At 65.2% G+C, this 13,104-nt stretch carries 15 protein-coding genes; 11 read left to right on the forward strand and 4 right to left on the reverse strand.

Annotated elements, in window-relative coordinates:
• Positions 1-44 precede the first annotated feature (44 nt).
• The gene (locus GGQ90_RS01735) at positions 45-782 is read left to right on the forward strand and encodes a Crp/Fnr family transcriptional regulator (RefSeq protein ID WP_188080524.1); all 738 of its coding nucleotides are present in this window, start codon (positions 45-47) and stop codon (positions 780-782) included.
• Positions 783-794: 12 nt separating this feature from the next.
• Here GGQ90_RS01735 and GGQ90_RS01740 read toward each other — a convergent pair whose 3' ends face one another.
• Positions 795-1,361, reverse strand: coding sequence for an HNH endonuclease (locus GGQ90_RS01740; protein WP_188080525.1), 567 nt, complete (start codon positions 1,359-1,361; stop codon positions 795-797).
• Positions 1,362-1,454: 93 nt separating this feature from the next.
• Here GGQ90_RS01740 and gluQRS point away from each other — a divergent pair, with 93 nt between their 5' ends.
• The 8 genes from gluQRS to GGQ90_RS01780 all read left to right on the forward strand — a co-directional run bounded on the left by gluQRS (position 1,455) and on the right by GGQ90_RS01780 (position 7,399).
• Entirely contained in the window at positions 1,455-2,360 is a 906-nt protein-coding gene (gene gluQRS, locus GGQ90_RS01745) for a tRNA glutamyl-Q(34) synthetase GluQRS (RefSeq protein ID WP_188080526.1), read from the forward strand.
• A gap of 9 nt (positions 2,361-2,369) precedes the next feature.
• A complete protein-coding gene (locus GGQ90_RS01750; protein ID WP_004210155.1) occupies positions 2,370-2,603 on the forward strand; it encodes a twin transmembrane helix small protein in 234 nt (77 codons plus the stop codon).
• Between the two features lie 6 nt (positions 2,604-2,609).
• Positions 2,610-3,185 (forward strand): cob(I)yrinic acid a,c-diamide adenosyltransferase, encoded by a 576-nt coding sequence (locus GGQ90_RS01755; protein WP_188080527.1) that lies wholly within the window; start codon positions 2,610-2,612, stop codon positions 3,183-3,185.
• A gap of 126 nt (positions 3,186-3,311) precedes the next feature.
• Positions 3,312-4,166 (forward strand): GGDEF domain-containing protein, encoded by an 855-nt coding sequence (locus GGQ90_RS01760; RefSeq protein ID WP_188080528.1) that lies wholly within the window; start codon positions 3,312-3,314, stop codon positions 4,164-4,166.
• Between the two features lie 93 nt (positions 4,167-4,259).
• Entirely contained in the window at positions 4,260-5,528 is a 1,269-nt protein-coding gene (gene egtB / locus GGQ90_RS01765) for an ergothioneine biosynthesis protein EgtB (RefSeq protein ID WP_188080529.1), read from the forward strand.
• Between the two features lie 5 nt (positions 5,529-5,533).
• Entirely contained in the window at positions 5,534-6,490 is a 957-nt protein-coding gene (gene egtD / locus GGQ90_RS01770; RefSeq protein ID WP_188080530.1) for an L-histidine N(alpha)-methyltransferase, read from the forward strand.
• A gap of 358 nt (positions 6,491-6,848) precedes the next feature.
• Complete coding sequence (locus GGQ90_RS01775) at positions 6,849-7,097, forward strand: ribbon-helix-helix domain-containing protein (protein WP_188080531.1); 249 nt, start codon at positions 6,849-6,851, stop codon at positions 7,095-7,097.
• A complete protein-coding gene (locus tag GGQ90_RS01780; protein WP_188080532.1) occupies positions 7,094-7,399 on the forward strand; it encodes a type II toxin-antitoxin system RelE/ParE family toxin in 306 nt (101 codons plus the stop codon). The genes GGQ90_RS01775 and GGQ90_RS01780 overlap by 4 nt, the downstream gene beginning before the upstream one ends.
• On the opposite strand, the gene GGQ90_RS01785 is transcribed toward GGQ90_RS01780, so the two are convergent.
• The 3 genes from GGQ90_RS01785 to GGQ90_RS01795 all read right to left on the reverse strand — a co-directional run bounded on the left by GGQ90_RS01785 (position 7,387) and on the right by GGQ90_RS01795 (position 10,641).
• The gene (locus GGQ90_RS01785; protein ID WP_188080571.1) at positions 7,387-8,121 is read right to left on the reverse strand and encodes an HAD family hydrolase; all 735 of its coding nucleotides are present in this window, start codon (positions 8,119-8,121) and stop codon (positions 7,387-7,389) included. The genes GGQ90_RS01780 and GGQ90_RS01785 overlap by 13 nt on opposite strands.
• 83 nt (positions 8,122-8,204) lie before the next feature.
• Positions 8,205-9,260: a DUF1176 domain-containing protein gene (locus tag GGQ90_RS01790; protein WP_188080533.1), complete on the reverse strand. Its 1,056-nt coding sequence runs from the start codon at positions 9,258-9,260 to the stop codon at positions 8,205-8,207.
• A 67-nt stretch (positions 9,261-9,327) separates the two neighbouring features.
• Positions 9,328-10,641 (reverse strand): NupC/NupG family nucleoside CNT transporter, encoded by a 1,314-nt coding sequence (locus GGQ90_RS01795; protein ID WP_188080534.1) that lies wholly within the window; start codon positions 10,639-10,641, stop codon positions 9,328-9,330.
• A gap of 128 nt (positions 10,642-10,769) precedes the next feature.
• Between GGQ90_RS01795 and GGQ90_RS01800 the strand changes: the two genes are divergently transcribed.
• Positions 10,770-12,050 carry an MFS transporter gene (locus GGQ90_RS01800; RefSeq protein WP_246428083.1) on the forward strand — a complete coding sequence of 427 codons (1,281 nt, stop codon included), beginning with the start codon at positions 10,770-10,772 and terminating at the stop codon, positions 12,048-12,050.
• Positions 12,051-12,153: 103 nt separating this feature from the next.
• The gene (locus tag GGQ90_RS01805) at positions 12,154-13,062 is read left to right on the forward strand and encodes a dioxygenase family protein (RefSeq protein WP_188080535.1); all 909 of its coding nucleotides are present in this window, start codon (positions 12,154-12,156) and stop codon (positions 13,060-13,062) included.
• The last annotated feature ends 42 nt before the right edge of the window (positions 13,063-13,104 follow it).

Here is a 13,104-nt window from a genome sequence, read left to right on the forward strand (position 1 = left end):
GGGGCGTTCTGCCATCGTAACAACAATTTCAAGAAGAAGGTGTATTGGTGGCGACGAGTTGTTTCGCGGAAAGACTGGCCAAGACAATCCCCCTGTCCGATGCGGAAAAAACAGCGCTGACACGGCTGGAGGAGAATCCCCGCAAGGTGAAGCGCGGGGCGATGATCCAACGCGTCAATGAGACGGTTACGGAATTGTTCGTGCTGCGCGAGGGGCGGGTGATGAGCTATGTCATCCTGCCCGACGGCAGCCGCCAGATATTGCGCGTCTATTTTCCTGGCGACTTCATCGGGTCGGCCAGCACCATCTATAGCAAGGCGCCGGAATCGCTGGTCGCGCTGTCCGATGCGATCGTCTGTCCGTTCGATAAACATGCACTGCGCCGCTTGCTTGAAGAGCATCCGCGGGTAGCTGCCCTGCTATTCCTGCTGTCCAATGCGGAGCGGGTGGCGATGACCGATCGCCTCGCCTCGCTGGGTCGCACATCGGCCAAGGCACGGGTCGCGTCCTTTCTGCTCGACATGTTCGACCGGCTGCGGGTGACCGATGACAGCATCACCGACAGTTTCGACCTGAAGCTGACGCAGGAGGAGATTGGCGACGCCATCGGCCTGACATCCGTCCATGTGAACCGGATGATCCGGCAGATGGAGCAGGAGAATCTGATCAGTCGGGCCAATGGCCGGATCACGCTGATCGACATGACCCGGCTGGAAGAGGTCGGCCATTATACCAACCGGCACAAGCATATGGATTTGGACTGGCTGCCCGCGATGAACTGATCCGCGCAGAGATCAGGCCAGCAGTTCGACGTCCCAATAGAGCCAGTCATGCCAGCTTTCGTGCAGATAGCCGGGCGGAAAGGCGCGGCCATGTTCCTGCAATTGCCAACTGGTCGGCCGAATCGGCTGGACATGCAATTGCATGCCCGCTTCGCGCGGCGTGCGCCCGCCCTTCTTGAGGTTGCAGGGCGAACAGGCGGTCGCGACATTTTCCCAGGTGGTGCGGCCACCGGCACGACGCGGCACGACATGGTCGAAGGTCAGATCCTGGGTGGTGCCGCAATATTGGCAGGAAAATTTGTCACGCAGGAACAGGTTGAAGCGGGTGAAGGCGGGATGTTCGGACGGCCGCACATATTGCTTGAGCGCGATGACCGAGGGAATGCGCATCTGCAGGCTGGGGCTGTGGACTTCCCGCTCATAGGAGGAGACGATGTCCACTCGCTCCAGAAAAATCGCCTTGATGGCGGTCTGCCAGGGCCACAGGCTCAGGGGATAATAGCTGAGCGGTGTATAGTCCGCATTCAAAACCAGCGCCGGGCAGTTTTCCGGATGCCGTATCAGGTCGGGATGGTACATAGTCGCCTCTACCCCCTTGCCGACGCCGCTGATCGACCAACAACGTGACAAGAGCATGACAGCATTAACGAATATCCGCCGTCAAGAGCCTGTATGACTCAATCCACCGCACCACAGCATCTTGTGAGTCGTTTCGCGCCAAGCCCCACCGGTCGATTGCATGTCGGCCATGGCTGGTCGGCGCTGATGGCGATGGATCTGGCACGGGCCGCGGGTGGCGCCTTTCGCCTGCGGATCGAGGATATAGACGGCACACGCAGCCGGCCCGAACATGTCGATGGGATTGTCGAGGATCTGCGCTGGCTGGGCGTGGCATGGGATGGCCCAATCATTTTCCAGTCGCAGCGCCTGGCCGACTATGATGCCGCGCTCGACCAGTTGCGGGCGATGGACCTGCTCTATCCCTGCTTCTGCACGCGCGCCGATATCCAGGCGAGCCTGACCGCGCCGCATGGCCCGGAAGGCCCGGTCTATCCCGGCACCTGCCGCGCCCTGCCGGTCGCCGTGCGCGCGCAGCGCATCGCGGCGGGCATGCCCCACGCCTGGCGGATCGACATGCATGCCGCGGTCGCACGGGCAGGGCCGCTGCACTGGGCCGCCCTGCCCAATCCGCTCGATCCCCAGGCGGCGCCCTCCAATATTGCCGCCGATCCGGCCGCGGCCGGCGATGTCGTGCTGGCACGCAAGGATGCGCCCGCCAGCTATCATCTGTCCTGCACGCTGGACGATGCGGCGATGGGCGTCACCCATGTGCTGCGCGGCAATGACCTGCGCGCCGCGACCGACATCCATCGTCTGCTACAGGCACTGCTCGCCCTCCCAAGCCCCGCCTATATTCACCACCCTCTACTGCTGGGCGCCGATGGCAAGCGGCTGGCGAAGCGGGACGGTGCGATTGCGCTGGCGGAGTTGCGTGCTGCCGGCATGGACCCGCAGCGCCTGGCCGATGATCTGCGCGCCGGGCGCTTTCCGGTTGGCATCACCGCCGGAGCGGCCTAGCATCACCCCATGACCACCGTGCTCGTCATCGCCCTCATCCTTGCCATGGCCGCGACCCTGTTCGCGCTTGTCCGCGGCATCATCGCCTTCCTCCAGGCGACAAAGGAGGAACTGAACCTGCCGGAAGGCGCGCCGCGCCCATCCAGCCTGAAGCAGAACCGGATGATGATGAACCGCATCCTGTTCCAGGCCGGCGCCGTCATCATCATCGCCCTGTTGCTGATGATGAAGGGCAATGGCTGAGGGCTGATGGTCAAGCTCAACAAGATCTACACCCGCACCGGGGACGCGGGCACCACCGGTCTGGTCGATGGATCGCGCCTGCCCAAACATGCGCCGCGCATGCAGGCGGTGGGCGACGTGGACGAGGCGAACAGCGCGATCGGCCTCGCCATCCTCGCGATCGGCGACCTGCCCGAGGCGGCCTGGCTGACCACCATCCAGAACGACCTGTTCGATCTGGGCGCGGACCTCGCCACCCCGATTCCGGACGGCGCGGACGAGCCCTGGGCACTACGCATCATTGCCAGCCAGGTCGCACGACTGGAGCGGCAGATCGACGACATGAACGCCGATCTTGCTCCGCTCGACAGTTTCATCCTGCCCGGCGGCAGTCCGGCCGCCGCCGCCGTCCACCTCGCCCGTGCGATCACCCGCCGGGCCGAGCGCAGCGCAACGGCCGCCGCCGCCGATGTCGCGCTCAATCCGCAGGCGCTGGCCTATCTCAACCGCCTGTCGGACCTGCTGTTCGTCCTCGCCCGCCGGCTGAACGACCATGGCGCGCGGGATGTTAAATGGGTGCCGGGCGCATCAAGACAGGTCTGATTTCAACGACCTGGCTACCATCGCACACGCTTTGCCTTGCACCGCAACATTAACCCTATTCATTCAGGGCGCGTTTAGCCAATTCTCCAAATTTGCGGGTTATTCGCAATTAGTGAGAGGGCCAAGATGCAATTCTATCTGGCAACATCCTTCATCTTTCCGCGCAGCCTGCGCCTGCGCCTGTTCGCACTCTGCTTCGTCGCCACCCATCTGCCGCTGATCGGCTATATCAGCTGGGGGATGGCGACCGGCCGGATCGCGCTGGCCGAATTCCTGCTGTTGCTGACCGCCACGTTGATCGGCACGATCATGGCGCTGATGGGCATCGGCGCGCTGCTGAGCCCGATCCATGCGCTGGCCGATACGCTGCGCTCCGACAGTCCGGAGGCGCCGGTCCTGCCCGAAGTCGGTGATGTGATCCGTACCCTCTATGCCGGCGTCCACCGTGCCGCGACATCGACCCGCGCCCAGATGGAGGAGTTGCAAGTGGCGGCCCATGAAGACCCGCTGACCGGCATCGCCAACCGGCGCGGCCTGCTGGCCCAGATCGATGAACTGCCGACCGAGAAGCGCCAGGGCTGTATCGCCATCATCGACATCGATCATTTCAAGCAGGTCAATGACCGGCTGGGCCATGACGAGGGCGACCGGGTGCTGCGCGATTTCGCCACCCGCCTGTCCGCGCAGATCCGGCGCATCGACATGGTCGCGCGCTGGGGCGGCGAGGAATTTGCGGTCTTCTTCCAGAATTGCATCGAGGATGAGGCGAGCTGGTCGCTGGCGCGCCTGGCCGAGCAGATTCGCGAGCATCCGCTGGGCGATGTCGATGGGCGCCCGATCACCTTTTCCGCCGGCATCTGCCGCTGGAAGGGCGAGGAGATGGACGAGGTGCTGCGCCTGGCCGACCAAGCGCTGTACGAAGCCAAGGCCAATGGCCGCAACCAGCTGCGTCGCGCCCGGCCGGAGCGCACCGCCGCCTGATTCTGCGCCGCAACAAGGCGGCAAGGAACCGAGCTGCCCGGTCATGCGCTTACCCCTTGCGAGAGCGGTGCAACCGTATCGAAAGGGGCGTGCATGGCCAAAATCTGGATCCAGCCCGGACAGGATGCGCTGGCGGAACGCTATCGCGCCGTCCGCGCGCTGACGCAGGCGCTGGCAGCGCCGCTGTCCGACGCGGATGCCACGGTGCAGTCGATGCCCGACGCATCGCCCGCCAAATGGCATCTGGCCCATGTCAGCTGGTTCTTCGAGACATTTGTCCTGCGCGATCATGTCGAGGGCTATCGCCCCTTCGACGACCGCTTCGCCTATCTGTTCAACAGCTATTACGAGGCGGAAGGGCCGCGCCATGCCCGGCCGATGCGCGGCATGCTGACCCGGCCGAGCCTGAACGACGTGCGCGCCTATCGCGCCCATGTCGATGCCGCGCTGCTGGCCGCCATGCCGCATCTGCCGGAGGCCGCCTGCACGCTGGTGACGCTGGGGCTGCAGCATGAGCAGCAGCATCAGGAATTGCTGCTGACCGACCTGCAGCATCTTTTTTCGCTCAATCCCATCGCGCCCGCCCTGTTCGACGCGCCCAGGGCGATGCCCGCGCCGGTCCCCGGACCGCTGCACTGGATCGAGGGGCGCGAGGGGCTGGTCGAAATCGGCGACGACGGCAAGACCGGCTTCGCCTTCGATTGCGAGGGGCCGCGCCACAAGGTCTTCCTGCGCCCCCATGCGCTGGCCCACCGGCCGATCACCAATGGCGAATGGATCGGCTTCATCGAGGATGGCGGCTATCATGACCCGGCGCTCTGGCTGTCGGATGGCTGGGCCTGGGTCCAGGCGGAAGGGATCGAGGCGCCGCTCTACTGGCAGCGCGGCGAACAGGGCTGGATCCGGTTCGGCCTGGACGGGCGCCAGCCGGTCAATCCGGCTGCCCCGGCCTGCCATATCAACCTGTATGAAGCCGACGCCTATGCCAGTTGGGCGGGCGCGCGCCTGCCGACCGAGGCGGAATGGGAAAGCGCGGCGCTCAACATCGCGCCGACCAGTGGCGAACAACTGGACGGCGCTGCCTGCCCCCGCCCCCGCGCCGCCGAAGACGGCACCAGCCTGACCCAGATGTTCGGCGATGTGTGGGAATGGACCGGCAGCGCCTATCGCCCCTATCCCGGCTTTCGCACCGCCCCCGGCGCGGTCGGCGAATATAATGGCAAGTTCATGTCCGGGCAGTTCGTGCTGAAGGGCGGCAGTTGTGCCACCCCGCGCGGTCATGTCCGCGCCAGTTACCGCAATTTCTTCCACCCCCATCAACGCTGGCAGTTCACGGGACTGCGGCTGGCCAAGGATCTGTAAGCCCCATGCTGCTGACGCACGACATGCCTGCCACCCGCACCATCGACCCGGCGTTCCGCCGCGACATATTGGCCGGCCTTGCCCGATCGCCCAAGGCGACCCCGCCCATCTGGTTCTATGACCGGCGCGGATCGGAATTGTTCGAGGATATTACCGATCTGCCCGAATATTATCCGACCCGCACCGAGACCGCACTGCTGGCCGGCCATGGCGATGATTTCGCCGCCGCCATCGGTTCCGGCCGGGCGGTAGTGGAATTCGGCGCCGGCAGCGCGCGCAAGACGCCGCATCTGCTGCGTGCGATCGATCCCGCCGCCTATGTGCCGATCGACATCAGCGGCGATTTCCTGCGCGCCAGCAGCGCCGAACTGGCGAGCGCCTTTCCCGGCCTGCCGGTGCTGCCGCTGGTCGGCGACTTCACCGGCACATTGGCCCTGCCCGATGCGATCGACGGCCTGCCACGGCTCGGCTTCTTCCCCGGTTCCACCATCGGCAACAGCGAGCCGGACACCGCCGTCGACCTGCTGCGCGCGATGCGCCGGCTGCTGGGTGACGAGGCGATGCTGCTGATTGGCATGGACCGGATCAAGGATCGCGACCGGCTGATCGCCGCCTATGACGATGAAGCCGGTGTCACCGCCGCCTTCAACCGCAACCTGCTGGTGCGGATCAACCGCGAACTGGAGGGCGACCTGCCGGTCGATGCCTTTGCCCATCGCGCCATCTGGAATGACGAGAAGGCGCGGATCGAGATGCACCTGGAAGCGACCGAGCCGCTGCATTTCCATGTCGCGGGCCAATGTTTCCACATGAAGATGGGCGAGACCATCCATACCGAGAGCAGCCATAAATATGGCGCGCGCGACGAACGGTTGCTGCTGCGTGCGGGCGGGTGGGAACCCACGGCCGAATGGATGGACCCGGACGGGCTGTTCGCGCTGGTGCTGGCGAAGGCTGGGTAGAATCTGCCGGGGAATTTCACGCGACAGTCGAAGTTCACAGTGTCGTGGGGCCGATTCCGGCCAAATGCGCCGGCTATGCGCCTGCCACGCACCGGTGAAGCGACAGGGACGCGACAATCGGGTCAGGGCGAAGCGCCTTCGACGCGACACGGACGCGACAGCGAGGCGACAGTGAAGCGACACCGGGCGGTTGAAGCGCAATGGTGCGGGGTAGGAATGAAGCGCGGTTTCCATCACCCAGGATAGATCAGAGAAAGGCCGAGTAGGAAAGCGAGGGCGAGGCTGTTGCCGCGACCCGGCAACTGGCATCCGGAGCGAAGATACGATATGATAAAATCATATCGAATTGGAGGCAGGCATGGCCGCGAAAGCAATCACCGTGACGCTGGGCGAAATGACATCCCATGCCGAGCGCCATCTGGCGTCCGGCCGCTATGCATCCATGAGTGAAGTCATGCGCGCCGGTCTGCGCGCGCTGGATCGCGAAGAGGCCGTATTGGACGAACTGGTGCGCGTCCGCGTGGCAGAAGCGCTAGCCGATCCACGGCCCCCGATGCCACTCGACAAGGCATTTGCGCAGGTCAGGGCCGCGATCGACAAGACATGAGCCATCATGTCCAATTGTCGGCATTGGCGATCGAGGATCTGATTGCGATTCACCATTGGGTGCGTGCGGAGGCCGACCTCGCCACGGCCGACCGCTATCTGGCCCGGATCGAGGAGCGCATAATCGCGCTGTCCGACTTCCCCGATCGCGGATCTCCGCGCGATGATCTGATCGCGGGCCTGAGGACACTGACCTTCGAGCGCCGGCTATTGATCGCCTATCATGTGGACGGAGAGATCGTCACCATCCAGCGCGTCATCCATGCGGTCCGCGATCTGGGGCCGATGCTTCAGACACCCTGACGCTGCCCAGCCTGTTCCGTCGCCAGCAGCAGGTCGCGCAGATCGTGCAGGCTGGGCAGGACCGCGCTGGCCGCCAGGACCAGTTCCTCGGTCGGGGGGAGGAGGTCGGGGATCATCACTGTCGCCATGCCCGCCGCCACCCCGGCGCGAACGCCGGCATGGCTGTCCTCCACCGCGACGCAATCGGCCGGATCGACGCCCAGACGCTCAGCCGCCAGCAGATAAGGCTGCGGATCGGGCTTGGGGCGATCGACGTCATTGCGGGTGACGACGGTCTGGAAATAGGGAAGCAGCCCGGCCTTCTCCAGCCGCTGCTGGGCATAGGGGGCCATGGTCGAGGTCGCGATCGCCATCGGGATGCCGACCTTGGCCAGATGCTCAAGAATCACCTCCGCGCCCGGCCGCAGCGGAATACCGGCCTCCAACGCGGCGACGAACAGCGCATCGCTGTCGGCATAGAATTGATCGACCGGGAAGTCCGGCCCCATGCGGTCGGCCAGCATCCGCAGATTCTCGTCGCGATGGATGCCGACCATCGACAGCAGCAGCTCGTCCGACATCGGCCAGCCCATCGCCGCGCCGGTGCGGGCGAAGGCGTCGCGATGCGCGTCCTCCGTATCCAGCAGCGTGCCGTCCATGTCGAAAATGACGGCGCGGATCGGGTTGGGCAGCGCAGCGGCGGCTTGCGGCGGCGCGTCGGAAAGGGATGCGGTGCTTGCCATGCCCTTCATATGATGTGTGCGCTGCAATATTTCCATTGCAAAGCGCGCCATCAGGCCTGCAAAAATCCTATTGCAGCCGCGTTCTACTCGACGACCTGCGCAGTCCAGATGGGAATCCAGCGCCAGGCGCCCCGGCATTCGCCCATGCTGGTCGCTTCGGTCAGGCGGAAGCGGCTGCCATCCCAGACATAGGTCTGGCTGGTGCCGCAATCGCCGATGCCGCGCCCTTTGGCGAAGCTTTGCAGCAGCGACTTTTCGGGTGCCCAGCCGGCATTGACCAGGGTGGGATGGCCGATCTCTTCCGTGCCCCAGCCGGGCGCATAGTCGAACGGCGCGAAGCGGAAGCTGCGGCGGCCCGGAATGCCGCTGGCGATCACCGGCACGGTGGTGAAATTATAGGCGCCAGAGCCACAGGGGACCAGGATCAGCGTGTCATTCTTCGACAGGCGGTGCAGTTCGGACTGGCCATTGGCCATCTCGTCGGTGCAGCCGGTGAACTTGCCGAGCGCAGTGCGTTCCTCCCGCCACAGTGCGGCCGGGGCATCGCCGGTCGCGATGACCGCGCGATGGATTGCCGGCGTCGGCGGCGCGACCCGCACCGCCAGCGGCCCGAGCGGCCCGGTCGCGACCAGCGCGGTGGTGGTGCCGGCCCGGCCCTGACGCGCATCCATGTAGCGGATCGCCGCGCCCGCACCCGCGAGCGAGGGACGACCGAGCGAGCGGTTGCCGGTGCGCACTTCCATCGTGCTGCCGCGTGCCATGGCGATCGCCAGCGCCGACGCCTGCGGCCCGCGCAAGGTGGCATCGCCATCGCGCGCGGTCACCGTCGCGACCTTGCGGCCATCGACCAGGAAACTGACGTCGGAGGAACCCTTGGCATCGCGGCTGACCCAGACTTCGGCCGCAGCATCGGGACCGGCCGAACGGGCGACGCCGACCATCACCGGATTGTCGGGCCAGTCGCTGCCGGGCAGCAGCGACACCGCCTCGCACCGGTTGCGATTGTCGCAACCGATGGTCCAGTCCTTGTAGGTTTCGAGCGTGCCAGGCTTGGGCGCGGGCGCATTGGTCTGCGCCGTTGCCATGCCAATGGTGCCGATGGCCGTTAAGACGACCGCGAAAAATCTAAGTTCCCCCATCGGTTAACCATAACCGATTTGTTAAGCGGAGGGTAGAGATTCTGTTAAGGAAGCAGAATGATCCAGATCAAAGACTGAGCATCAGTCCGGCGAGCGCGGCGCTCATCAGATTGGCGAGGCTGCCGGCGACCAGCGCCTTCAGGCCCAGCTTGGCGATCATCGGCCGCTGATTGGGGGCAAGGTTGCCGGTCACTGCCATCTGGATCGCGATCGAGCTAAAATTGGCGAAGCCGCACAGCGCAAAGGTGATGATCGCGATGGTCGAGGGCGACAAGGCGCCCTGCACCTGGCCAAGGTTGATATAGGCGACGAATTCGTTGAGCACGACCTTGGTGCCGAACAGGCCGCCAGCCACCTGCGCCTCGTTCCAGGGAATGTTGAGCAGATACATGACCGGCGAGAAGACATAGCCGAGCAGTTGCTGGAAGCTGAGTTCGGGATAGCCGAAAATGCCGCCGATGCCGCCCAGGATGCCGTTGGCCAGCGCCACCAGCGCGACGAAGGCCAGCACCATGGCGCCCACGGCGACAGCGAGTTTGACACCCGTCTGCGCGCCCTGTGCCGCCGCCATGATCAGGTTGGCGGGCTTTTCCTCGTCATGGGTGGCAACCGGCATCGGCTCGCCCGGCGTGGTTTCCGCGTTCAGCACCGCCGCGACCGCTGCGGCGCGGCGCGTTTCGGGCAGATGGATATCATCTTCCAGCGGCAGTTCGGGTTCGCATTCCGGCTCGTCCGGCATCATGATCTTGGCCATCAGCAAGCCGCCGGGTGCCGCCATGAAGCTGGCCGCGAGCAGATAGTCGATCTTGATCCCCATCGAGGCATAGGCGGCAAGAATGGTGCCGGCGACGCCGGCCATGCCGCTGGTCATCACCGCGAACAGTTGCGGCCCGTTGAGGCCGGCGAGATAGGGACGGATCACCAGCGGGCTTTCGCTCTGGCCGACGAAGATGTTGGCGGCAGCGCACAGGCTTTCCACCTTGGACACGCCCGTCACCTTCTCGATCGCGCCGCCGACCCAGCGGACGACGAACTGCATGATGCCCAGATAATAGAGGATCGACACCAGGCTGGCGAAGAAGATGATCACCGGCAGCGCCGCGATGGCAAAGCTGGCGCCGCCGATTTCGGGCTTGGCCAACGGGCCGAAGATGAAGTTGGTGCCCGCCTGCGCATAGCCAAGCAGATTGGCGACGCCGTGCGACATGCCCGCGATTACCGCGCGCCCGGCCGGCACATAGAGCACCAGCAGGGCGATCCCCGCCTGCAGCAGGAAGGCGGCTCCGACCACGCGCGGCTTGATCGCGCGGCGGTTGGAAGAGAGGGCAAAGGCAATGGCAAGAATCAGCAATATGCCGGCGAGGCCGATGAGAAGATGCATGAAGCGCTTTCGCGGGAATGGGCAAACCGCGCGACTATACAGGGCCAGCGGAGGGAAACCAGTAGCGAATCCCGCCCCGCGATATAAATGAGATAGCCTCGCTTTTTATGGACAAATCGAGCAGAACCATGGCGACAGACAAGATGCGATGGGGAGAGGCGATGCTGATGGAAACCGACAAGCCCGGTGCCGCTACGGAATGGCGGCGTCATTATATGCTGCCGATCGCGGCCGCGCTCGGCTACGCCACCAGCGTCATCCATATCTATGGGCTTGGCCCCTATATCCAGCCGATCAGCGACCAGTTTGGCTGGACGCGGACGCAGGTGACGGTGGGCCTGACCCTGTCCACCCTGGTCCAGGCCGTTTTTTCCGTGCCGATCGGCCTGATGGTCGACCGGCTGGGGCCGCGCCTGTTCGGGCTGGTCGGCGTGCTGCTGACCTGCGGCGCCTTTGCCCTGCTCGGCACGGCGACCGGCAGCCCCGGCCAATGGTATCTGCTCTGGGCGCTGCTGGCGCTCGCCACCCTGCCGGTGCAGGCGACGATCTGGACTAGTGCGGTCGCCACCCGGTTCGAGGCGTCACGCGGCCTGGCCTTCGCCATCACCCTGTGCGGCGCATCGATCGCGGTCGCCATCTTCCCGCTGATGGGCAGTTGGCTGATCGGCCAATATGGCTGGCAGCGCGCCGCGCCGATCCAGGCGGCGATCTGGGCGGCCTGCAGCTTCCCGCTGATCTTCCTCTTCTTTCGCGGCGCGCGCGACCGGCGGCGCGGCGAGGCCGAGACAGCCAGCGCCGCTGCGCCCGCGATCGGTGCTACGCTGGCGGAGGGGGTGCGATCCTCCATCTATCATCGGCTGCTGCTCGCCAGCCTGCTCTTCACCTTCACCATCATCGCCCTGGTCGTGCATTTCGTGCCGATCCTGACCGATCGCGGTGCCGATCCGATGCGGGCGGCCGGCATAGCCTCGGTCGTGGGCCTCTGTTCGATCATCGGTCGGCTGGCGACCGGGCTGCTGCTCGACCGGTTCCGCGGATCGCTGGTCGGCGCCGGCGTCTTCCTGCTGCCGGCGGCCGCCAGCCTGCTATTGCTGGGCGCCGGAAACAATGTCGCGCTGCTGATCGCGGCGGCCGCGCTGATCGGCCTGACCCTGGGCGCGGAGGTCGACGTGATCGTCTATCTCACCACCCAGCATTTCGGGCTGAAGACCTTTGGCGGTCTTTATGGCGGGCTGCTGATGGCGCTGTCGGTCGGCACCGCGACCGGGCCATTGGGCGCGTCGGCGATTTTCGATCGCTTCGGCAATTATGCGCCCTTCCTGTGGATAACGCTTGTCCTGATGGTCGCCAGCAGCCTGGCGCTTGCCAGCCTGCCCCGCCCGGCCTTTGCCCGGCCGCGCGGCCATTGACATAAAGCGCTACAAAGCCGCCACGTCGAGACATTGCAGGGATATATGGTGCGCCTAGTCCTGCCCTTCTGACAGTCCAAAGACGACAGAAGGGTAGAGCGAGATGATGCAGGATGGCGCGCATGACGACCATGGCCATGGCCATGGCCTGGCCGACGATCTGGCGCAGATGCGCAAGCTGGCCGGCGAGGCGATGGGCCGGCGCCGGACGCTGCGCCTGCTCTTTTCGGCCGGCAGCGCCGCGCTGATCACCGCCTGCGGCGGCGGCAGCAGCGACAGCGATCGTGACACGTCGACCGCCACGCCGACGCCCACCCCTACCCCGACGCCAACCCCCACGCCGACCCCGACGTCGAGCACCTGCATCGCCGACCCGGAAGAGACCAACGGCCCCTACCCTGCCGACGGGTCCAACAGCAGCAATGGCAGTGTCGTCAATGTGCTGGACGATAGCGGCATCGTGCGCACCGACATACGGTCGAGCTTCGGATCGTCGAGCGGCACGGCCGAGGGCATTTATATGCAGCTCAGCATCACGGTGGTGAACGTCAATGGCAGCTGCGCGCCGCTGGAGGGCTATGCCGTCTATATCTGGCACTGCACCCGCGACGGCCTCTATTCGCTCTATACCGTGCCGGGCGAAAATTATCTGCGCGGCGTGGGCGTGACTGACGCCAATGGCCAGGTGACCTTCACCAGCATCTTCCCCGGCTGCTATGACGGCCGCTACCCGCATATCCATTTCGAGGTCTATCCCAGCCTCGCCAAGGCGACCAGCTATGCCAATCGCCTGCTGACGTCGCAGTTCGCGATGCCGACGGCGGCTTGCACCACGGTCTATGCCACCAGCGGCTATTCCAGCAGCAAGACCAACTTCGCCAAGATCACCACCAGCAGCGACAATGTGTTCGGCGACAACACGTCGGCCCAGGTCGCGGCGATGACGCCCACCATGACCGGCGATACGACCAATGGCTTCACCGGCACGGTGACGGTCGGCATCGCCATCTGACAGGAATTATGCGGATGACTTTGCAGGGATCGCCTTCAGTCG

Origin of the sequence: Sphingobium scionense (assembly GCF_014197035.1) — a bacterium.
Classification (GTDB): Bacteria; Pseudomonadota; Alphaproteobacteria; order Sphingomonadales; family Sphingomonadaceae; genus Sphingobium; species Sphingobium scionense.

Bases quoted from the DNA above. Each gene is read 5' to 3' on its own strand.
- GGQ90_RS01740 (WP_188080525.1), bottom strand. From the start codon at position 1,361: ATGTACCATCCCGACCTGATACGGCATCCGGAAAACTGCCCGGCGCTG.
- gluQRS (WP_188080526.1), top strand. From the start codon at position 1,455: ATGACTCAATCCACCGCACCACAGCATCTTGTGAGTCGTTTCGCGCCA.
- GGQ90_RS01750 (WP_004210155.1), top strand. From the start codon at position 2,370: ATGACCACCGTGCTCGTCATCGCCCTCATCCTTGCCATGGCCGCGACC.
- GGQ90_RS01755 (WP_188080527.1), top strand. From the start codon at position 2,610: ATGGTCAAGCTCAACAAGATCTACACCCGCACCGGGGACGCGGGCACC.
- GGQ90_RS01760 (WP_188080528.1), top strand. From the start codon at position 3,312: ATGCAATTCTATCTGGCAACATCCTTCATCTTTCCGCGCAGCCTGCGC.
- egtB (WP_188080529.1), top strand. From the start codon at position 4,260: ATGGCCAAAATCTGGATCCAGCCCGGACAGGATGCGCTGGCGGAACGC.
- egtD (WP_188080530.1), top strand. From the start codon at position 5,534: ATGCTGCTGACGCACGACATGCCTGCCACCCGCACCATCGACCCGGCG.
- GGQ90_RS01775 (WP_188080531.1), top strand. From the start codon at position 6,849: ATGGCCGCGAAAGCAATCACCGTGACGCTGGGCGAAATGACATCCCAT.
- GGQ90_RS01780 (WP_188080532.1), top strand. From the start codon at position 7,094: ATGAGCCATCATGTCCAATTGTCGGCATTGGCGATCGAGGATCTGATT.
- GGQ90_RS01785 (WP_188080571.1), bottom strand. From the start codon at position 8,121: ATGGCAAGCACCGCATCCCTTTCCGACGCGCCGCCGCAAGCCGCCGCT.
- GGQ90_RS01790 (WP_188080533.1), bottom strand. From the start codon at position 9,260: ATGGGGGAACTTAGATTTTTCGCGGTCGTCTTAACGGCCATCGGCACC.
- GGQ90_RS01795 (WP_188080534.1), bottom strand. From the start codon at position 10,641: ATGCATCTTCTCATCGGCCTCGCCGGCATATTGCTGATTCTTGCCATT.
- GGQ90_RS01800 (WP_246428083.1), top strand. From the start codon at position 10,770: ATGGCGACAGACAAGATGCGATGGGGAGAGGCGATGCTGATGGAAACC.
- GGQ90_RS01805 (WP_188080535.1), top strand. From the start codon at position 12,154: ATGATGCAGGATGGCGCGCATGACGACCATGGCCATGGCCATGGCCTG.